The 21,253-nt window shown below is 71.1% G+C and carries 16 protein-coding genes; 11 read left to right on the forward strand and 5 right to left on the reverse strand.

From position 1 onward, the window contains the following. Positions 1-49 precede the first annotated feature (49 nt). The 3 genes from ACIREI_RS17535 to ACIREI_RS17545 form a co-directional block, all read right to left on the reverse strand. Positions 50-319 carry a hypothetical protein gene (locus ACIREI_RS17535; protein ID WP_062701605.1) on the reverse strand — a complete coding sequence of 90 codons (270 nt, stop codon included), beginning with the start codon at positions 317-319 and terminating at the stop codon, positions 50-52. Positions 320-445: 126 nt separating this feature from the next. Then, positions 446-1,264, reverse strand: a complete 819-nt coding sequence (locus ACIREI_RS17540; RefSeq protein ID WP_403333528.1) for an anti-sigma factor domain-containing protein — start codon at positions 1,262-1,264, stop codon at positions 446-448. Beyond that, the gene (locus ACIREI_RS17545; RefSeq protein ID WP_403333530.1) at positions 1,261-1,803 is read right to left on the reverse strand and encodes a sigma-70 family RNA polymerase sigma factor; all 543 of its coding nucleotides are present in this window, start codon (positions 1,801-1,803) and stop codon (positions 1,261-1,263) included. Before ACIREI_RS17545 ends, ACIREI_RS17540 begins: the two co-directional genes overlap by 4 nt. A gap of 229 nt (positions 1,804-2,032) precedes the next feature. Here ACIREI_RS17545 and ACIREI_RS17550 point away from each other — a divergent pair, with 229 nt between their 5' ends. The 4 genes from ACIREI_RS17550 (at position 2,033) to ACIREI_RS17565 (ending at position 8,796) form a co-directional block, all read left to right on the forward strand. After that, complete coding sequence (locus ACIREI_RS17550; protein ID WP_403333532.1) at positions 2,033-3,571, forward strand: DUF4331 domain-containing protein; 1,539 nt, start codon at positions 2,033-2,035, stop codon at positions 3,569-3,571. A 180-nt stretch (positions 3,572-3,751) separates the two neighbouring features. Continuing rightward, entirely contained in the window at positions 3,752-5,368 is a 1,617-nt protein-coding gene (locus ACIREI_RS17555; protein ID WP_403333534.1) for a tetratricopeptide repeat protein, read from the forward strand. Beyond that, complete coding sequence (locus ACIREI_RS17560; protein WP_403333536.1) at positions 5,365-7,104, forward strand: nickel transporter; 1,740 nt, start codon at positions 5,365-5,367, stop codon at positions 7,102-7,104. Before ACIREI_RS17555 ends, ACIREI_RS17560 begins: the two co-directional genes overlap by 4 nt. Before the next feature lie 63 nt (positions 7,105-7,167). Then, positions 7,168-8,796 carry a protein kinase gene (locus ACIREI_RS17565; protein WP_403333538.1) on the forward strand — a complete coding sequence of 543 codons (1,629 nt, stop codon included), beginning with the start codon at positions 7,168-7,170 and terminating at the stop codon, positions 8,794-8,796. A gap of 21 nt (positions 8,797-8,817) precedes the next feature. On the opposite strand, the gene ACIREI_RS17570 is transcribed toward ACIREI_RS17565, so the two are convergent. Next, positions 8,818-9,627 carry an SGNH/GDSL hydrolase family protein gene (locus ACIREI_RS17570; RefSeq protein ID WP_403333540.1) on the reverse strand — a complete coding sequence of 270 codons (810 nt, stop codon included), beginning with the start codon at positions 9,625-9,627 and terminating at the stop codon, positions 8,818-8,820. A 314-nt stretch (positions 9,628-9,941) separates the two neighbouring features. Here ACIREI_RS17570 and ACIREI_RS17575 point away from each other — a divergent pair, with 314 nt between their 5' ends. The 7 genes from ACIREI_RS17575 (at position 9,942) to ACIREI_RS17605 (ending at position 19,725) form a co-directional block, all read left to right on the forward strand. After that, positions 9,942-11,147: a S8 family peptidase gene (locus ACIREI_RS17575; protein ID WP_403333542.1), complete on the forward strand. Its 1,206-nt coding sequence runs from the start codon at positions 9,942-9,944 to the stop codon at positions 11,145-11,147. Positions 11,148-11,375: 228 nt separating this feature from the next. Continuing rightward, positions 11,376-11,753: a hypothetical protein gene (locus ACIREI_RS17580; protein ID WP_403333544.1), complete on the forward strand. Its 378-nt coding sequence runs from the start codon at positions 11,376-11,378 to the stop codon at positions 11,751-11,753. Between the two features lies 1 nt (position 11,754). Continuing rightward, entirely contained in the window at positions 11,755-12,846 is a 1,092-nt protein-coding gene (locus ACIREI_RS17585; protein WP_403333546.1) for a GNAT family N-acetyltransferase, read from the forward strand. A gap of 388 nt (positions 12,847-13,234) precedes the next feature. Continuing rightward, complete coding sequence (locus ACIREI_RS17590; protein ID WP_403333548.1) at positions 13,235-14,089, forward strand: glycosyltransferase family 2 protein; 855 nt, start codon at positions 13,235-13,237, stop codon at positions 14,087-14,089. Next, on the forward strand, positions 14,086-15,105 hold the full coding sequence (locus ACIREI_RS17595; protein WP_403333550.1) for a glycosyltransferase family 2 protein: 1,020 nt from the start codon (positions 14,086-14,088) through the stop codon (positions 15,103-15,105). The genes ACIREI_RS17590 and ACIREI_RS17595 overlap by 4 nt, the downstream gene beginning before the upstream one ends. Continuing rightward, positions 15,102-15,902, forward strand: coding sequence for a polysaccharide deacetylase family protein (locus ACIREI_RS17600; protein ID WP_403333552.1), 801 nt, complete (start codon positions 15,102-15,104; stop codon positions 15,900-15,902). Before ACIREI_RS17595 ends, ACIREI_RS17600 begins: the two co-directional genes overlap by 4 nt. Further along, a complete protein-coding gene (locus tag ACIREI_RS17605) occupies positions 15,895-19,725 on the forward strand; it encodes a lipopolysaccharide biosynthesis protein (protein ID WP_403333554.1) in 3,831 nt (1,276 codons plus the stop codon). Before ACIREI_RS17600 ends, ACIREI_RS17605 begins: the two co-directional genes overlap by 8 nt. Before the next feature lie 48 nt (positions 19,726-19,773). Here the strand turns inward: ACIREI_RS17605 and ACIREI_RS17610 are convergent, their stop codons facing one another. Then, the gene (locus tag ACIREI_RS17610) at positions 19,774-21,195 is read right to left on the reverse strand and encodes a xylan 1,4-beta-xylosidase (protein WP_403333556.1); all 1,422 of its coding nucleotides are present in this window, start codon (positions 21,193-21,195) and stop codon (positions 19,774-19,776) included. Between the last annotated feature and the right edge of the window lie 58 nt (positions 21,196-21,253).

Consider the following 21,253-nt stretch of genomic DNA (forward strand, 5'->3'; position numbering starts at 1 on the left):
ATGTCGAGCGCGGGCCTTAGAAGACGTTCGCCGGGAACGCCGGTGTGACTCAGCGCCCGCCGAACAGCGAACGGCGCAGCCGACGCAGTGGGGCGAAGAGCGAGACGCGGCGGACCCGCGCACCGCGGTCGCTGCGCTCGTGCGTCTTGTCACGAGTGGTCAGTTCACGCATCAGCGAGGTCGCTTCGGCCGCCTCCGTCTGAGGTACGGCGGGACCCGCCAGCACCGAGAGATGGCGGTCGAGGCGCGAACTGGTCGCGCTGCTCCCGCAGGTGATCGCAGGGACCCTGGCCCTGCTGCGCACTGTTATCTGATCCATGTCACTCCCCACCCGTACGAGTCCACCCGGCCCGGGCAGGTTAACCCTATCGCCCCGGTGGGGCACGCGTGTATCGCGGTCACAGGATTCACCTTCCCCGTAAGGGTGTTGACAACGCATCCCCGATTACTCTCCGAATCCAACCGATTTCAGGGCGAGTTGGACAACCGGCTGGCTGGTAGGTTGCGGTGAGCCGCCGTCAGGCTCGACGGTTACAGCCAGTGACGTCGCGGATTTGTCGAGACCGGCCGCGACCAAGGGCGTGTCGCCGTCGAAGAGCCCCAGAGAGCGCGGTTGCACATCGGGGCGCATCTCCCAGAGCTGGTGCACCCGGCCGCTCGGCAGCTCGCTGTATCCGCTCAGAGTGACGACGGCACGCCCCTCGGATGCGGAGGCGACCACTCCGATTGTCCGCCCCTGTGCGTCCTCGCCGGCGGTGGCTCGGGCGTCGGGAGCCGCGAGAACGTTAGCGATCTCACTTGCCCGAGCCCGCTGGGCGTCCAGCTGATCCTGCGTCCTGTCCGCCTGGACGGCGAAGAGGGAGGCGACGACGAGGGCCGCGGCGGCCGTAGCGGTGGCGAACGGCACCAGCAAGAGGCGCGTCCTGGGCGCACGGGTGCGCGGCGGCGGCTGGGCACCCCACACGTGCGGCGGCAGCTGGGGCGCACGCGCGCGTGCCGACTCCCACCCGGCGGACTCCTGCGGAGTCGTGCGTACGGCGGCCAGGACCCGGTCGCGCATCGCGGCCGGCGGCGGGGCGGCCGTAGACCAGGCGAGGCGTACGGCGTCCTCGGACAGGGCCCGTACCTCGCCCGCGCAGCTGTCGCAGGTCTTGAGGTGTTTCTCGAAGCGGAGGCGCTCGGCGGGTTCCAGGGCGTCGAGGGCGTAGGGGGCGGCGAGGGAGTGCAGGTCCGCGCGCCGCAGCAGTCGGTCGGTGAAGCTCACGCGGCGCCTCCCAGGCACTTGCGCAGCTGGGTGAGTCCGTCGCGCATCCGGGTCTTGACCGTGCCCAGCGGCAGGGAGAGCCGCTCGGCCACCTCACGGTATGTGTAGCCGTCGTAGTAGGCGAGGGTGACGGACTGGCGTTGCAGGGCGGTCAGCCGGTCGAGGCAGCGGCGCACCCACTCACGCTCGAGGCCGGCCTCGACCTCCTCGGCGACGTGGTCGAAGGCCGGGTGGTTCGCGCGCAGCGCCTCACGCTGCTCGCGCTCGCCGGCCGCGCGGGCGCTGCGCACCCGGTCGACGGCGCGGCGGTGGGCGAGGGTGAGGACCCAGGACAGGGCGCTGCCCCGCCCCGGGTCGAACTTCGCGGCGGACCGCCACAGTTCGAGCAACACCTCCTGCGCCACCTCCTCGGACTGGGCGGGATCGCGCACCACACGCCGCACGAGCCCGTACACGGGCCCGGAGACCAGCCCGTACAGCTCCTCGAACGCCTTTTGGTCACCGCCCGCCACGAGCACCAGCAGCTCGTCCGCCTCCAACTCGTCTCCCCCTCCGGCCAGACCGCAGCGCGGCCGTCTCGTCCCACGAGGCATTCGCAACGAACCCACCTCCGGATGGGGTTACGGATCAGCGCGCCGAAAACGCGGGTCGCCCCGGATGAAACAACTTTTCAGTTCCGCCGTAAGAACGCTTGGGATTCGACCAATCCACCCTGGCGACGGCTCCGAATCGGGTTCGTCAGGCAAGTTGGCACTGAGGACGGACGGCATGACACCTATTTCCAGGAGCGGTGCGGGACGCAAGGGCCTCGCGACCCTCGTATGTGGTGCGCTGGCCGCCGGGGGGCTCGCAGCCGCCGGCGTCGCCGCGCTGGGGCCGGGGGCGGCCTACGCCTCCAGCCACCGGGAGGCCCCGCTGATCTCGGGGACGCCGCAGTACGACAACACGGACGTGTACGCGTTCGTCAGCCCGGACAAGCCGGACACGACGACGATCATCGCGAACTGGATCCCGTTCGAGGAGCCGGCCGGCGGCCCGAACTTCTTCACGTTCGCCGAGGACGCCCAGTACGACCTCCACATCGACAACGACGGTGACGCGCAGGGCGACCTGCTCTACCGCTTCACCTTCGACACGCACATCAAGAACAAGAAGACGTTCCTGTACAACACCGGTCCGGTCGAGAGCCTCGACGACAAGGACCTCAACATCACGCAGACGTACGACATCGAGCTGCTGAAGCTCAAGGACCAGCACCTGGTGTCGAAGACGAAGGTCGCCAACGACGTACCGGTGGCGCCCTCGAACGTCGGCAAGGCGTCCATGCCGGACTACGCCAAGCTGCGCGAACAGGCCGTCCACAAGCTGGCCGGGGACGCGACGTCGTTCGCCGGGCAGGCCGACGACCCGTTCTTCCTCGACCTGCGGGTCTTCGACCTCCTCTACGGCGGGAACCTCTCCGAGGTCGGCAACGACACGCTCAAGGGCTACAACGTCAACTCCATCGCCCTGCAGGTCCCGACGCACATGATCGCCGAGTCCGCGGACCAGCCGATCGTCGGCATCTGGTCGACGACCCAGCGCAAGAACGCCAAGGGCTACTTCGAGCAGGTCTCCCGCCTCGGTAACCCGCTCGTGAACGAGGTCGTGAACCCCCTCAAGGACAAGGACAAGTTCAACGCCTCCTCGCCCTGGGACGACGCCCAGTTCCTGAAGAACGTCACCAACCCCGAGCTGCCCAAGCTCATCGAGGCGATCTACAAGATCCCGGCGCCGGACGAGCCGCGCAACGACCTGGTCGACGTCTTCCTCAAGGGCGTGAAGGACCTCAACCAGCCGCCGCACGTGACAGCTTCGGAGATGCTGCGCCTGAACACCTCGATCAAGCCGGCCGCCGAACCCAAGCGGCTCGGCGTCCTCGACGGCGACACCGCCGGCTTCCCGAACGGCCGTCGCCTCACCGACGACGTGATCGACGCCTCGCTCCAGGTCGTCGAGGGTGAACTGCTCGGCGCCAAGAACGACTTGGGTGACGCGGTCGACAAGAACGACAAGGACTTCGAGAAGGCCTTCCCGTACGTGGCCCTGCCGACCGAGGGTTCCCGGGGCCCGCTCGCCAAGGGCACGGACGGCGAGACCGACGTCCGCAGCCAGCTCGGCGACGCCCTCCAGCCGGCCGGCGCGGGTGCCTCCGGCATGGATGACACGACCCTGATCGCCGGGTCGGCGGGCGCCGGCGCGCTGGGGATCCTGCTGATCGGCGGGGCGCTGATGTGGTGGCGCCGGATGCGGGATCGCGCCTACTAGGCCGTCGGTCGTCTGCGGGTCCAGTGTGGCTGGTCGCGCCCACGCGGCGCAGCCGCATATCGACACGGCCCGCGCCCCTTACGGGGCGACCCCCAGCTGGCGCGGCCCGCGCATCCCCCACGGCGCGGGCCGCGCCGCCGCACGCGACAACGACCGTTCCTGGAAAGCCGAGGAGAGGGCATGGCCCCGCGTACGAACGACAGCGCACCGGAGAACAAGGAGCCCAGTGAGCGCGTTGCCGCCGTGCGGCGAATGGCTGCCGCGAGGCGCCGGGGCACGGGGCTCAGCATTCCAGCCCGTCCGGCGTTTGAGGACGAGGCCCCTTCAGGGCCGACGGGGGTCCAGGGGGCGGAGCCCCCTGGCGGGGCCGAAGGGGCGGAGCCCGTTCAGGATGGGACGGGTAGGGGCGGCGGGGGCGAGGAACCCGGCGACCAGCGCGTCACCGCCGTACGCCGCGCCGCCGCGGCCGGACGCCGCCGACGCGCCCTCCACCTCGCCGGCTGCACGGCCCTGTTGGCCATAGCACTCACCGCCGGATCGATCGCGATCGGTGCCGTACGCGACAACGCCCCCGCGACCGTCGCCCCCGCCGCCGCAGCCGTGTCCCCCGGCCTCCTCGCCAGCGGCGACCTGGACGCCGGCATCACCACCCTCCAGGCCCACCTCCGCGCCCAGCCAAGGGACTTCACCGGCTGGTCCACCCTCGGCCTCGCCTACGTCGAACAGGCCCGCACCAAGGGCGACCCCTCCCGCTACCCCCAGGCCGACCGGGCCTTCCGGCGCTCCCTCTCCCTCGAACCCGACAACGACCAGGCCCTCGCCGGCCGAGCCGCCCTCGCCGCGGCCCGGCACGACTTCGAGGACGCCCTGAACTACGCCGACCGGGCCCTGAAGGTGAACCCGTACAGCGAACGCGCCCTGTGCACCCGGGTCGACGCCCTGGTCGAACTCGGCCGCTACCCCGACGCCGCCAAGGCCGCCGACACCGCCGACGACCGCCGCCCGGGCATCCCGGTCTTCACGCGCTACGCGTACGTACACGAACTGCGCGGCGACGTACGGACCGCCGAACGTGTCCTGGAACAGGCGCTCTCCTCCGCCGTCACGCCCGGCGACATCGCGTACGTCGCCACCCAGCTGGGCCAACTCGCCTGGAACCAGGGCGACTACGACACGGCGCTCACCCACTACGCCCGCGCCCTGGCCGCCGACGAGAACTACGTCCCCGCCCTCGAGGGCCGGGCCCGCGCACAGGCGGCGAGCGGCGACAGGACGGGCGCGCTCAAGGGCCTGAAGGACGTCGTCGCCCGCTACCCGCTCCCCGGCCCGCTCGTCGAACTCGGCGAGCTGTACGAGGCGACCGGCGAGAAGGTCAAGGCCGACGACCAGTACGCCCTGGTCGACGCCTGGACGGCCCTCGCCCGCGCCAACGGCGTCAACGCCGACCTCGACACCGCTCTCGCGGCCGCCGACCACGGAGACAAGGCGTCGGCCCTGCGGGCCGCCCGCGCCGAGTGGAAGCGCCGCCAGACCGTGCACACCGCGGACGCCCTCGCCTGGGCGCTGCACGTCAACGGCAAGGACGAGGAAGCCCTCCCCTACGCCCGCAGGGCCACGGCCACCGGCTACCGCAACGCCGCGTTCCTCCACCATCGCGGGATCATCGAGCGCGCCACGGGCCACACCGAGGACGCCCGCGAGCACCTCGAGGCCGCGCTGAAGCTGAACCCCGGATTCTCACCGCTGGGCGCCCGGGAGGCCCGTACGGCGCTCAAGGACCTGGAGGCGGCCAAGTGACCCCTCGTCGGCTGTTCGCCTCGTCCGCCGCCGTGCTCACGGCGGCCTGCGCGCTCGCGCTGCTTTCCTCCCCGCCCGCGAGCGCGCATCCCCTCGGCAACTTCACCGTCAACCGCTACGACGGCCTCGTCGCCGCCCCCGGCGAACTGCGCGTCCACCACGTCGAGGACCTCGCCGAGATCCCGGCGACGCAGGCGAAGCCGGACATCGAGAAGGCGGGCGGCATGACGGCGTGGGCCCGGCAGCGGTGCGCGCGGGCCGCGCGGGGCAGCGAGGTCACCGTGGACGGCCGTACGGTCGATCTGACGCCGAACAGCAGCCACGCGCGCGTGCGGCCCGGTCAGGCGGGGCTGGACACCCTCCGCGTGGAGTGCCGGCTGACGGCACCGCTCCCCGAGGACGCCTCGGTCGCCCTCGGCTTCCGCGGCGCGGGTGCGCAGGCCGGCCCCGGCTGGCGGGAGATCACGGCGCGCGGCGACCGGATGACACTCACCGCCTCGGACGTGCCGAAGGAGTCGGTCTCCCGTGAACTGACCGAGTACCCCGAGGAGTTGCTGTCCTCCCCGGCCGACACCAGGACCGCGTCCGTACGCGTACGCCCCGGCGGACCGGCCCTGGCCCAGGCGGAGCAGGACACCCCCGCCTCCTCCGTCCTGCCGCGTGGCGCCGACCGCTGGACGCGTGCCCTGGACGGCCTGGTCTCCCGCCAGGACCTCACCGTCGGCTTCGCCGCCCTCGCCCTGGTCATCGCGGTCTTCCTCGGCGCGATGCACGCGCTCGCCCCGGGCCACGGCAAGACCCTGATGGCCGCGGTGGCGGCGGCCCGCGGCGGCCGGGCCCGTATGAAGGACGTGCTGCCCCTGGCCGCCTCGGTGACGGTCACGCACACCCTGGGCGTGGTCGCCCTGGGCGTCCTGGTCACGGCCGGCTCGGCGGCGGCCCCCTCGGTGATCACCTGGCTGGGCATCGCGAGCGGCGCCCTGGTGATCGCGGCGGGCGCGACCCTCGTACGGCGGGCCTGGCACGTCCGCAGGCACGGACACCCGGGGATACACGGCCACGCACACGGGCGCGACCATGCGCACGGACACGGGCCCTCCCACGATCACGACGACCACACCCACCCGCACCACCACACGCACCGGCACCACCACGACCACGAGGCCGACCACACCCACGAGCGCCGACCGGTCCTGGTCGCCGCGCGGGGCCACGCCGCCGCGGACGCCCTCGCGCCCACGCCGGGCCACGCCCACGACCACAGCCAGCCTCACGAGCACGACCACCATCAGGCCCAGGAGCACAGGCACGAGCACGGCCACACCGCCACCCGCGCCCACGGCCTCCTCACCCACACCCACGGCGGCTTCACCCACACGCACGCCACCGCCCCCACCCTCCGCGGCACGATCCTCCTCGGCTTCGCCGGGGGACTCGTGCCCAGTCCCTCCGCGGTCGTCGTGCTCGTGGGCGCGGCGGCGCTCGGGAAGGCGTGGTTCGGGCTGCTGCTCGTCGTGGCGTACGGCGTCGGACTCGCGCTCACCCTCACCGCGGCCGGGTTCGCCGTCGTGAGGCTGGGTACGGGAGTGACACGGTTGCTGGACAACCAGCCCCGCTGGACGGCCCACCCCCTGACGGTCTTCGTCCGCAGGATCGCACCACTGGGATCCGCGGTGCTCGTCGTGCTGATCGGGGCCGGATTGGTTCTCCAGGGGGCGGCATCCGCACTCGGCTGAGCTACTTTTGTCTGGAAATCGCTCGGACTGGAGATTTCGCACGGATGCGAATGGGGGACGCCCGTGTCCGAAGAATCGGGCAGTGAACGTCTGATCGCGGGCCGCTACCGCCTCCTGTCCCCGCTCGGCGAGGGCGGCATGGGCACCGTGTGGCGGGCCCGTGACGAGCTGCTGCACCGCGAGGTCGCCGTCAAGGAGGTGCGTGCGCCGCACGGGCTGCCGGCGCCGGAGGTCGAGCGGATGTACGCCCGGCTGGAGCGCGAGGCGTGGGCGGCAGCGCGGGTCGCCAACCGCAATGTCGTCACGGTGTACGACGTGGCCACGCAGGACGGCAGACCCTGGATCGTGATGGAGCTGGTCCGCGGTATCTCGCTGGCCGAGCTGCTGGACGCCGAGGGCCCGCTGAGCCCGCAGCGGGTCGCGCACGTCGGCGCCGAGGTGCTGGCGGCGCTGCGGGCCGCGCACGAGGCGGGGGTGCTGCACCGGGACGTGAAGCCGGCCAACGTGCTGATGTCGAACGACGGCCGGGTCGTCCTGACCGACTTCGGTATCGCCATGGTCGAGGGCAGCTCCGCGCTGACGATGACCGGCGAGGTCATCGGCTCCCCCGAGTTCCTGGCCCCGGAGCGGGCGCTGGGCCGCACGCCCGGCCCGGAGTCCGACCTGTGGTCGCTCGGCGTACTCCTCTACGCGGCCGTGGAGGGCAACTCCCCGTTCCGCCAGGACACCCCGCTGAGCACCCTGCGCGCGATCGTCGACGAGGAGCTCCCGCCGCCCCGCCGGGCCGGCCCGCTCACCCCCGTCATCGAGGGGCTGCTGCGCAAGGACCCGGCCGAGCGGCTGCCGGCCGACCGGGCCGAGCAGGACCTGCGGACCATCGGGGCGGGAGGCACACCTCGCGCGGACACCACGGGGGCAAGCCCCTACACGCCGACCGTCGCGGCCTTCCCCGCACCGGGACGGACCGGCCCGACGGCCCCGGTCCCGCCGCCCGCGCCGACCCGGCCCTTCACCGGCACTCCCACCTCCGCCACGAGGCCCGACGGTCCGGACCGTCCCGACCGCAACCGCCGCGCCGTCGTCGCCCTGATCGCGGGCCTCGCCGCCCTCGCACTGGCTCTGGCGGGGCTGACGTACGCCCTCCTCAACCGCGGGGGCAACGGCGACGAGGCGGGCGGCGACACCACCAGCCAGGAGAATGACGCGACCGCGCCCACCGGGACGGGGGACGAGAACACCTCCGGCGGGGCCGAGAGCCCGACACCGACCCCGAGCAGCAGCCGTACGACCGCTCCGGCGCCGCAGTCCGTGAAGGTGACGCTGACGGGGGCCGACACGGAGTACTCCGGGTCCTGTCCGCCGCCGAGCGGCGAGGCGCCGTCCTTCACGGCCACGTTCACGGTGGGGCGGTTGCCGGCCGAGGTCAGCTATCGCTGGGTGTCCGAGGACGGCGAGGTCATGGATTCGGGCTGGAAGACCCTGTCGTTCCCGGAGGGCGGCGAACGGACCAAGCAGGACCGGGCGTTCGTGACGACGTACGACGAGAGCGGGACGTTCGAGAACGAGATCAGCGTCGAGGTCCGCGATCCGGTGGAGACGAAGTCCGACTCGGTGGCGTTCTCGGTGACGTGTGTGACGGAGACCCCGACGGGCGGGGTCTCGCCATCACCTACGGTGTCGCCGACCTCGTAGGAGAGCCGGCGTCCCAGGAGATCAGGCCGCGCTGTTCAGCACCGGCAGATAACCACCCGACTGGCCCGCGGCCGTCGGGTGGTACGACTCCGGGATGTTGAGCCAGTTCACGGCGTGCATCCACGAGCTGCCTGAGCAGATCTCGTGCCCGGTGAAGGTGGGCCGCACGTCGCCGAAGGTGAATCCGTGGTCCAGGGCTCGCTTCTCGGTCGCGGCGTCGATGTAGTCGGCCGCGTCGTTGAGCGCCCTGCGCTTGGTCTCGGACAGACCGAGGCAGCCCGACGCGCCCAGCTTGTAGAAGCGGGGGTAGCCGAGTACGACCACATGGGCGGACGGGGCCTTGGTCCGGATGGCGGTGTAGACGGTGTCGAGCCGGCCGGGCAGCGTCGAGTCGACGAACGCCTTCGCGGTGTTGATCCGTGAGACGCAGGCGCTGTCGGACTGGAGCACACAGGTCGTCATGATGTCGGCGAAGCCCGCGTCGTTGCCGCCGATCGTGATGGACACGAGCGCGGTGGTGGAGTCGAGCGGGCCGAGCTGACTGGCCGTGACATCACTCGTACGAGCGCCGGAGCAGGCGGTGAAGTCGAACGACGAGGGTGAGTTCGCGGCGGCCCACAGGTACGGGTACGCCTTCGTGCTGCGCTTGCAGTCGCCGCTGGAGCTGATGTAGCTGCCCGCGCCGAGGCCGGAGGAGTAGGAGTCGCCGAGGGCCACATAGCCGCCGGTGGCAGCGGTGTCGGCGGCCTGTGCGGTGGCGGTCCCGGCGAGGGCGGCGCTGACTGCGAGGAGGAGTGAGGCGACGTATGCGGTAAATCGGGAACGTCTCATGGAACCTCCCTATAGCAGGATCTCTGCTGTAACCGTCGTACCAACTACGCGTGTTGACGGGAAGTGTTCATGCCAAGACTTTTCCGGTCATCGCGGGCCGCAACCTATGAGTTGCCCATGAGATTGATTTCGTGTTCATGACAGGCTTGTTGACAGGTCGTCAACTCCCTTGTCCTCCATACCGGGAGCACAGATCCTTTACCTCGGCCCGGAACGGGAACGCGCCGTTCCGGGCCGTGCGTGCGAGGACGCGCGCACCCCCCACATGTGCGCGCACCACCCATGCGCGCCGCCAAGAGGAGGACTCCCTCGTAATGGCACAACTGCGTAGCAAGAAGTTCCGGTTCGCCGCGATAACCAGCCTGGCGACCGCCGCCCTCGTCGGCGGACTCACGTCCCTCCCCGCCCAGGCCGCCCCGGCCGAGGGCAAGATCCTGGCCGCCGGTTCCCCCACGGCGATCAAGGACAGCTACATCGTCACGCTCAAGAAGAGCGCCGGCCTCAAGGCCTCCTCCAGCGCGGGCAAGAGCCTGATCAAGGAGTACGGCGGCTCGGTGAACAAGACGTTCGGCACCGCGCTGAACGGCTATGCCGCCACCCTCTCCGCGGCCGAGGCCAAGAGACTCGCCGCCGACCCGGCGGTGGCGACGGTCGAGCAGAACCAGCGGGTCAAGATGGACGCCACGCAGTCCAGCGCCCCCTGGGGCCTGGACCGCATCGACCAGACCTCGCTTCCGCTCTCCGGCACCTACACCTACCCGGACACCGCGGGCAGCGGCGTGACCGTGTACGTCATCGACACCGGCGTGCGCATCACGCACCAGCAGATCAGCGGCCGTGCCTCCTACGGCTACGACGCCGTCGACGGCGACACCACCGCCTCCGACGGCAACGGCCACGGCACCCATGTGGCCACCACGATCGCGGGTTCCACCTACGGAGTCGCCAAGAAGGCGAACATCGTGGCGGTGCGCGTGCTCGACAACGCCGGCTCCGGCACCACCGCGGGCGTGATCGCGGGCATCGACTGGGTGACGAACAACCACTCCGGTCCCTCGGTCGCCAACATGTCGCTCGGCGGCGGCGCCTCCACCTCGCTGGACACCGCGGTCGCCAACTCGATCGCCAGCGGGGTGACCTACGCGGTGGCGGCGGGCAACAGCAGTGCCAACGCCTCCTCGTACTCCCCGGCCCGCGTCTCGGCGGCGATCACGGTCGGCGCCACCACCAGCTCGGACGCCCGGGCCAGCTACTCGAACTACGGCTCGGTCCTGGACATCTTCGCGCCCGGCTCCTCCATCACGGCGGGCTGGTACACCAGCGACACCGCCACGAACACCATCTCCGGCACGTCGATGGCCACCCCGCACGTCGCGGGTGCGGCCGCCGTCTATCTGGCGGGCCACACCTCGGCCACCCCGGCCGCGGTCGCCTCGGCCCTGACGAGCGGCGCCACCACCAACGCGGTCACCAGCCCCGGCACCGGTTCGCCGAACCGGCTGCTGAAGCTCGTGCCGTAGCGGCTCCCGTGACGACTCCCGTCACAGCACACCGCACAAGCTGAACGAACCGTCCCCCGGAGGCGCCCGCCGTCTCCGGGGGACGTCTTGACGGCCCCCACGGAACTGAGCCACATTGAAGCCCGGCATCCGGCGCTTCGGGGGGCAAAGTCGCCAATGCAGACCTTACGTATCAAGGCACGTATCAAGACAGCTTCATCCAGAGCCGAGGCTCAGGACGGCGGGCGTGTGCGACCAGGACCGGGGAGGGACCTGGCGCCGCTGCTCGCGGGCGCCGCCACGGCGGCGGGGGGATTCGGCGCGGCGCTCGCGCTGGTCGACTCGGGCTCGCCGCTGCGCGGCCCGTTCACGCTGTTCTTCCTGCTCGCCGCACCGGCCGCGGCGATCGCCGCGGCGCTGCGCGGGTTGGAACCCTTCGGCCGGACCGTCGCCTCGGTCGCGGGCGCGGTCGTCGTCAACATGCTGGTGGCGCAGGGCATGCTCGCCGTGCACCGGTGGTCGGTACGCGGCGGGATCGTGGCCGTGACCGCGATCAGCGCCGTCATTCTCCTGCTGGTCCTGGTGCGGCGGCTGCGCGGCCGTACGACGCGAAGGCGGACTGACTGACGTGGACATCAGCGTGTACCGCCCCGGCGAGCTGAGCTCCGCCGACCGGGCGGCGTGGACATCGATGCAGTCCAAGGCCCATCTGCAGGGTTCGCCCGAGCTGGGCAACCCCTTCCTCTCCCCCGAGTTCGTGCTCGCCGTCGGCCGTTGCCGGCGCGGGGTGCGGATCGCGGTCGTACGGGAGGGCGGTGAGCCGGCCGCGTTCTTCCCGTTCCAGCGGACTGCGGCCGGTGTCGGCCGGGCCGTCGGCCTCGGCGTCTCGGACGCCCAGGGGCTGGTGCACCGGCCCGGGTTCACCTGGGACGCCAGGGAGCTGCTGAAGGCGTGCGGGCTCGCCGTATGGGAGTTCGACCACCTGGTGGAGGGCCAGGCGGCGTTCGAGGCGGAGGCGTCCGGCAGGTTCCCGTCCCCGGTCATGGACGTCGACCAGGGGTACGAGGCGTATCTGAGCCAACTCCGCGCGCAGTCACCGAAGTTCACCAAGTCGACGCTCGCCAAGGAGCGCAAGCTGGGCCGGGACCACGAGGGTGTGCGGTATGTGCACGACGAGCGCGATCCGGCCGCGCTGCGCACGCTGATGGCCTGGAAGTCCGCGCAGTACCGCAGGACGGGGCGCAGTGACCGCTTCGCGCACGAGTGGATCACCCGGCTCGTGGATCAGCTGTTCCACACCCGCTCCGAGCCGTTCGCGGGGATCCTGTCGGTGCTGTACGCGGGCGGCAAGCCGATCGCCGCGCACTTCGGGCTGCGCACCGAACGGGTGCTGGCCTGCTGGTTCCCGGCATACGACCCGGCGTTCTCGAAGTACTCGCCGGGGCTGGTCCTGCATCTGCGCATGGCCGAGGCGGCCGCCGCCGACGGCATCGCCTATCTCGATCTCGGCCGGGGCCAGAAGGAATACAAGGACTCCCTGAAGACACGCGAGCTGATGGTGTCGGAGGGGTGGGTGACCCGGCGTCACCCGGTCGCGTTCGGACACCGGGCACGCCGTGCCCCGGTCCGGGCGCTGCGCAACACCGTGCAGACCCGGCCGGAGCTGTTCGAACCGGCGGACCGGCTCCTCAAGCGCATGGGGAGGATCCGCTCCAGGTAGGTAACTCCGGTCAAACCAACAAAAACGTGAGAGCTCGTTCCAGCTCTTGCCATACAGGCTCAATCATCAATACTGTCGTACATCTCACGCGCATCGGACTGTCATCAGCGGCCCAGGGGAGGGCTCAAGGACCGCGACAGTCCCGGCGCGGGGCGCGGTAGGGGGGTGCTCGGTGACGGTGTTCGCATGTGTGACCGAGTCGTGCCGCGCGACCGGCTGCCGTTCAGGCGGCGGTCGGCCAGATTTGCCAGCTCACTTCACGTCCACGGAAAGCCAGTTGGCGCGGAGCCAGTCATCCGTGCCGTGAGTGAGAACCCCCCTTTCGAACCGGACAAGACACCGGGCCGCCCAGGGGCGGGCGGTCCACCGGACGAGAGGGACCAGACTCATGAGTTCTGTTCTGCGCCCGGCGGTTGCGGACCAAGATCTGTCAACAGCCGGCAAGTACCGCCCTGTCTCCTCACACATGGCCATCGCGCCGCCGGTGAGCGTGGTGATTCCGGCCATGAACGAGGCGGAGAATCTCCCGTACGTCTTCAAGACGCTGCCCGACTGGATACACGAAGTCGTCCTGGTGGACGGCAACTCCACCGACGACACCGTCGAAGTGGCCCGTGAGCTGTGGCCGGACGTCAAGGTCGTGCGACAGCTCGGCAAGGGCAAGGGGGATGCCCTGATCACCGGGTTCGAGGCGGCCACCGGCGACATCATCGTGATGGTCGACGCGGACGGCTCGGCCGACGGCCAGGAGATCGTGAGTTACGTCTCCGCGCTCGTCTCGGGCGCGGACTTCGCCAAAGGGTCCCGCTTCGCCAACGGCGGCGGCACGGACGACATGACGCCGATCCGCAAGCTGGGCAACTGGGCGCTGTGCACGGCCGTCAACCGCAAGTTCGGCGCCCGCTACACCGATCTCTGCTATGGATACAACGCGTTCTGGCGGCACTGCCTGGACAAGATCGACCTCGACTGCACCGGCTTCGAGGTGGAGACCCTGATGAACATCCGGGTCGTCAAGGCGGGGCTGAAGGTGCAGGAGATCCCCAGCCACGAGTACCTCCGCATCCACGGCACGAGCAATCTGCGGGCCGTGCGGGACGGGCTGAGGGTGCTCAAGGTGATCCTCAAGGAGCGCTCCAACCGGCGTGCGCTGCGCCGCCGCAGTGCCGCCGCGCACTCCCCGACGCTCGACTCGGTTCGCCCGGTTCACTCGGCTCACTCGGTGCGGGGAGAGGCGTCTTGAGCGGTCCCGACATCTCCGTCGTGATCTGCGTGTACACCGAGGACCGCTGGGGGGACATCCTCGCGGCGGTCTCCTCGGTGCGGGCGCAGGCGTATCCGGCGCTGGAGACGCTGCTGGTCGTCGACCACAACGAGGCGCTCCTGGACCGGCTGACCAAGGAGTACAAGGAAGCGACCGGCATCCGGGTGCTCGCCAACGCGGGCCCGCGCGGCCTGTCCGCCGGCCGCAACACCGGCATCGCCGCCTCGTACGGCGAGGTGATCGCGTTCCTCGACGACGACGCCGTGGCCGAGCGGGACTGGCTGAGGCACTTCGCGGCCGGGTACGCCGACCCGAGCGTCATGGCCGTGGGCGGGCGCACCGAGCCGATCTGGGCGTCGGGGCGGCGGCCGGCCTGGTTCCCGGAGGAGTTCGACTGGGTGGTGGGCTGCACCTACCGGGGCCTGCCGCGCGGGCGGGTGAAGGTGCGCAACGTCCTCGGCGGCAACGCGTCCTTCCGGCGTACGGCGTTCGACTTCGCGGGCGGCTTCGCCTCCGGCATCGGGCGGGACGGCGACCGGCTGCCGCTGGGCGGCGAGGAGACGGAGCTGTGCATCCGGCTGACGCGGGCGCGACCGGACGCGGTGCTGCTGATCGACGACCGTGCGGTGATCCACCACCGGGTGCCCGGAGCGCGCGAGCACTTCCGGTACTTCCGCACGCGTACCTACGCCGAGGGCCTGTCGAAGGCGCTGGTGGCCCGAAGTGTGGGCGCCGGCAAGGGACTTGAGTCCGAGCGCCGGTACACCACCCGGGTGCTGCCGGCCGGCGTGGCGCGCGGGCTGCGGGACGCCGTGCTGGCGCGGCCGGGCGGTGCGGGACGGGCCGGGGCGATCGTCGCGGGGGTGCTGACGGCGGCCGGTGGGTACGTGGTGGGGAGTGTCCGGGCCCGCCGGGGCGGCGTTACGTACTCGGTGGCCGGGACCGAAAGGGAAACCGGCGAGGGGGAAGCCGGCAGCGAGGGGGGCATCAGATGAGCGACGCGCGTGTGCCGATTCTCATGTACCACGCGGTCTCCACCTCGCCGAACGACGCCACCCGCGACCTCTCGGTGGCGCCGGAGGCGTTCGCGGAGCAGATGGCGCTGATCGGCGACCTGGGCCTGACCCCGGTCAGGACGGCCGATCTCGCGGCGCGCTGGCGTTCGGGCGGACCGCTGCCCGAGCGGCCGGTGCTGATCACCTTCGACGACGGCTACGAGGGCGTGCACCGGCATGCCCTGCCGGTCCTCGCCAAGCACGGCTTCCCGGCCACGCTGTTCGTCTCCACGGGCTGGCTGAAGGGCCCGCACGACACCGGCGGCGGCCTGGACACCATGCTCGACTGGGGCCAGGTCCGCGAACTCGCCGAGGCGGACGTCGAGATAGGCGGCCACAGCCACACCCACCCGCAGCTCGACCAGCTCCCGGACGGCAGACTGCGCTCCGAGCTGATCCTCTGCAAGGAGATCATCAGCGACGAACTCGGCACCGTCCCCGCCTCGTTCGCCTACCCGTACGGCTACTCCAGCCGTCGGGTGCGCGAGGCGGTCCAGGAGACGGGGTACGCCCAGGCGCTCGCCGTCAACAACGGGCTCGCGCGGCGGCGACAGGGGCCGTACGCCCTCACCCGCCTGACCGTGCGCCGGGGCACCGGCCTCGAGGAGTTCCGGCGGATGGTCGAGGGCCGTGCGATCACCCGCACCTTCGCCAGGGACCGTGCCCTGACCAAGGGGTACGCCGTGGTCCGCAGAGCCCGACAGGTCCGCCGGAAGGCCATCCGTTCCCGTGTCTGACACGACGACCAAGACCGAGCCCGCGTCGACCGACGCGACGGCGCCCGAGCAGTCGGGGCGCCGGCTTCGCCTGCCCGGCATGGGCGGGCCCTCCGGGGGCAGTCAGCTGTTCCGCAACGCCTACGCCCTGATGATCAACACCGGTGTCTCCGCCGTACTGGGGCTCGGTTTCTGGCTGGCCGCCGCCCGCTACTACTCCGAGTCCGCGGTCGGCCAGGGCTCCGCGGCGATCGCCGCGATGAAGTTCCTCGCGGGTCTGACCGCCGTGGCGCTGACGGGCGCGCTGGCCCGCTTCATCCCGGTGGCGGGCCGCAGGAGCGGTCGGCTCATCTTCCGGACGTACGCGGGCAGTTGCGTGATCGTGGCCCTCGCCGCGGGCGTCTTCCTGCTGACGCTGGATCTGTGGGGGCCGTCGTACCGGTTCCTGGACGGGGCGCGGGGCGGGCTCTTCTTCGTGGTCGCCGTCATCGCCTGGAACCTGCTCACGCTCCAGGACGGCGTGCTGACCGGGTTGCGCAGCGCGGTGTGGGTACCGGTCGGCAACACCGTGTTCTCCGCGGTGAAGCTGGGTCTGCTGGTGGCGTTCGCGGTGGCGATCCCGACCGCCGGTGTCTTCGTGTCATGGGTCGCGGCCATCGCCGTTTCCGTACTGCCGCTCGGCTGGCTGGTGTTCCGGCGGCTGGTGCCGCGCCATGAGGAGGCGACCGAGGAGCATGCCCGTCCGCCGTCCCTGAAGGAGATCGGGAGGTTCCTGGCGGGCGACTACACCGGCTCGCTGTTCTCCCTCGCCGTGGTCTATCTGATCCCCGTGATCGTGGCCGCGCAGGTCTCCGCCGAGGACAACGCGTACTTCTACATCACGGCCACCATCGGCGGCACGGTCAATCTGCTCGCCATCAACATGGGCGCCTCCCTCACGGTCGAGGGCTCGCACGACCCGAGGCGGCTCGCCGCCAACACCCGGGCCGCGTTCCGGCGCATGGCGCGGATCATGGTGCCGGTCGCCGCGATCCTGTTCTTCGGGGCGCCCTGGATCCTGGGCGTCTTCGGCCAGGGTTACGCGGACGCGGCGACCCCGCTGCTGCGCTGGTTCGCGGTCGGCGCGCTGCTGCGGGTCGTGATGGAGACGTACTTCGCGGTCCTGCGCGCCCAGAGCCGCACCGCCGGACTGGCCTGGCTGCAGGGCCTGCTGTGCGCCCTGGTGCTCGGCCTGACGCTGCTGCTGCTTCCGCGCATGGGCCTGACCGGCGCGGGTGTCGCCGAGATCGTCTCCCTCGCGGTGATCGTCGCGATCGCCGCGCCCAGGCTGTACCGGATCGCGCGGGCGACCACGGCCGAGGTCCCGGAGGACGCGGCCCCCGACGGTGACCTCGCCGACCTGGGGGCGCGCGAGGTCTCCGAGGGGGCGCGCAAGCGCATGCCCGCCTGGGCGCTCGACACCGACACCCTCGCTCTCGGTATCCACGTCGACTTCGACCACCTGGAACGCCGACCGGACGTCCGCCCGGGGCCGGGTACGCCGCCCACGGGCACGCCGCCGGTAAGCCTCGAACCCCGGCCGGACCACCGCCCGGCCTGGGCGCGCAAGCCCGAGGTCGGGCTGCCGGTCGAGGTTCGGGAGCCGGGCTCGGAGGCGTCGCTCGGGCCCGCCGAGGTGGACGCGCCGTTCGAGGCCGACTTCGACATGCCGGGCGCGAGCGACGAGGCCGTACCGGAGCGCGAGGAGTCCGCCGTACGGGAAGAGTCGCCCATGCACGAAGAGGCCGTACGACAGCCCGACGCGCCCTCGCTCACCTGGCGTGAGCGTCTGCTGCCCACCCGCCTCGGGGTGGTCCTCGGCTGTCTGCTGATCGCCGCGCTGCTGCTGTACTGGGTACCCGCGCTGCGGCTCGGCGAGGCCGACCTGGACGGGATGGGCGGGCTCGGGCTGATCTCGGTGCTGCCGCTGCCGACACTGGCCGGGGCCGCGCTGCTGGCGGTCGTGTTCGCCTCGCTGCTGTGGCTGGGCCGGGAGCACCGGGCGTTGCTGCTGGTCACCCTGGTCGCGACGGTCGTGTCGCTGCACGCCCTGCCCGCGCTGATCGAGACCGAACCGCGGTTCGCGACGGCGTGGCAGCACCTGGGCTTCCTCGACTACATCGACCGCACCGGATCCGCCGTGCCCGACCTGGACGCCCGCTGGAGCTGGCCGGGCTTCTTCGCGGTGGCCGCCTTCGCCGCGAAGGCGTGCGGGGTGAGCGACCTCACCGAGGTCATCCGCTGGTGGCCGCTGGCCATGCAACTCCTCTACCTGGTCCCGATGTTCCTGCTGGTGCGCTCGATGCGGGCGAGCTGGCGGGCGAAGTGGACCGGCATCTGGATCTTCGTGCTCAGCGGCTGGGTGGGCCAGGACTACTTCTCGCCGCAGGGCTTCACCTATCTGCTGTATCTGGTGTTCGCGGCGATCCTGCTGGTCTGGTTCCGGGCGCCGCACGTGATCTGGACGAAGCGGCGGCCCGGCGAGGTCGAGGTCGAGCCGGCGGACCGGCGGCAGCGGGCCGTGCTCCTGATGGTCGTGACCGGGCTGTTCGCGGCGAGCGTCCCGGCCCACCAGCTCACGCCCTTCGTGATGCTGGGCGTGCTGACGGCGCTCGTCCTGATCGGCAAGTCCGAACTGCGCGGCCTGCCCATCCTGTTCGGCGTCATGGTGACGGTGTGGATCGGCTTCCTGGCCGAGCCGTACTGGTCCGGGCACTTCGACGAACTCTTCGGCGGGGTCGGCGGCGTCGGCAGCAATGTGTCGTCCTCCGTCTCCGGCCGTATCGAGGGCGGCAGCTCCACCCACAAGCTGGTGCTGTACACACGCGTGCTGCTGGCCGGCAGCGTGATGGCGATGGCCTGCTGGGGCTGGTGGCGCCGACGCTTCCACCACTACCGGGAGCGCTCGCTGCTCGTCCTCACCTTCGTGCCGTTCCTGGGCTTCGGCATGCAGTCGTACGGCGGTGAGATGGCGCTGCGGGTCTTCATGTTCGCCCTGCCCGGCGCGGCCCTGCTGGCCGGACTCGCCCTGTTCCCGCGCACCGGCGTCACCGCGAAGGAGCGCGACAAGGACCGGGTGAGCCTCGCCCCGCTGGCCGCGCTGATGGCGGGCCTGGTGCTCATGGGCGGCTTCCTGGTGGCCCGTTGGGGCAACGAGCCGTTCGAGCGGGTGCGGCCCGGCGAGGTCGCCGCCATGGAGTACGTGTACGCCCATGACGATCCGTCCCTGCGGCTGCTGTGGCTGAGCGACGACCCGGTCAACGTGGTGACGCCGTCGATGCCGTGGGGCTCGCGGGACATGGAGAAGGTGGAGTACCTGCCGACCTTGGCGCCGGTCGACCCGGTGCTGGTGTCGGGCCTGGTCAAGTCGCTCAAGGACGCCGGCCCGAACTCGTATCTGATGATCAACCGCGGTCAGGTCACCTATCTCCGGATGGACGTGGGCTATTCGGCGACCTGGGAGTCACGGCTGATCCGGAACCTGGACAAGCGGCAGGAGCTGAAGAAGGTCTTCGCCAACACCGACGTGACGATGTACGCGCTGCGGAAGCAGCCGGCGGGCGAGGTGCCGAAGGCCGATCCCGGTCCGATCGGGCCGCAGGTGACCTGGACGCCGTGGTCGGTGGTCGGGGGCCTGGCCGCTCTCGCGCTGATCGTGCTGCTGATGGCCCGCGAGGTCGTCCGGGTGGCGGTGGCGCCGAGCGTGCGGCAACTGCGGTGGCTGCAGAGCAGCTTCTGGTTCTCGCTGCCGCTGCTGGCGGTGCTGTTGGCTTCGCTCGTGCAGCGGTTCCTGACGATCAAGTAGCCGATCAGGCAGGGGGCGGACAGACGGTTCCGCCGGAGGTCGAGTGGCTCAGCGCTTGAGCCACTTGACCTCGTAGGCCTGCAGCTCGTGCTTCTTGCCGTCGATCTCCGCGCCGGTCTGCCGGTCGAGGGTGTTCACGACGAGGACCGCCTTGTCCGTGGCCAGGACCCGGACGTCGGTCTTGTCGGCGTCGGCGAGGGACACCTTCTCGTACTCGGTGCCGGGCCGGAACTCCTTGCCGAACCGGGAGACCAGGTCGTACATCGGCAGCTTCTCTCCGCCGCCCGCGGTGTCGGTCGGCGTCCACAGACACCCGGCGCACTCGGTGCCCTGCTCCTTCTCCGGGTTCCAGTAGAAGCCGGAAGTGGCACCGCCCTTGGCCATCGCGATCATCCCGGCGGCCTGGACGGCGACGCGGCGGGCCTCGGACCAGCCCTTGCGGTCGTCGTTGCCGTCGGCGGGCTCGACGTAGTACTCGGCCCACCACAGCGGCAGGTCACCGGTCTGCCGCCGCACCCACTGGCCCACGGCCGTGAACTTGTCGGTGGCCGTGAACTCGTCGGGCAGCAGCTCGTCGTCCCGGGTGTAGCTGGAGCCGTCGACGACGACGAAGTCGGCGCCCACCTTGTGCTCGTTCCAGTACGCGAAGGCGTCGACGATGCGCTGGTCCAGGGCGCCCCAACTGCCCTTCAGGGCCGTCGACGCCTCCTCGGCGCGCGGGTCGACGCTGTCCATCACGAGGTACGGCCCGCCGACCATGATGTCGGGGTCGACCTTCTTCAACGCCTTGTGGACGAGGTTGTAGAGCCGGGTGTAGCCCTCGTAGTCCCAGCGGGCCTCGGCGTCGTTCCAGAAGCCCTTGAACTCGTTCCAGACGATGAAGTGCCGTACGTCCGGATAGCGCTTGGCGACGGTCGCGGCCAGCGCGGCGAAGTCGTCGAAGTGCTCGGGCTCGGGCGCCGTCTCCAGGGCGGCCTGGCTCCAGTCGGTGTCGTCGACGCCGGCCTTGCCGCCCTTCATCCAGTCGGGGGCGCAGCACAGGGTGACGACCGGGGTGCTGCCGGAGGCGCGGATGAAGTCGATGCGGCGGTCCATCGCCTCGAAGTCGTAACGCCCCTGGACCGGCTCGGGGTTGTCGGCGCCCCATCCCATGATGTGCTGGATCTGCGGCAGGCCCCCGGCGTCCGCGAGTCGTCCCTCGACGCGCTTCACGGCTGCGGCGGCGCCCTCGTCGGCGCTGTACTGGGTGTGCGTGAACCCCCAGCCGACCTCGGGGTTCGTGGCGTCCGGGGTGGCGGTCGGGTTGCCGTGCACCTTGTCGCCGTCGCGTGTGGTGCCCTCGGTGCTCGCGCCGTTTCCGGGAAGCGTGTTGAGCAGGGTCACCACCAGGGCCAGAGCGGCCACGCCCACACCGAGCAGCGCGGTGAGCCGCCACCGCCGTGCCCCCGAATTCCACCCATGACGTCCCATCAAGGACAACGGTAACGGGGGCGACAGCCGCTCGGGCGGGTTTCGTCACTCTGGACCT

Origin of the sequence: Streptomyces sp. NPDC093591 (assembly GCF_044764885.1) — a bacterium.
Taxonomy (GTDB): Bacteria; Actinomycetota; Actinomycetes; order Streptomycetales; family Streptomycetaceae; genus Streptomyces.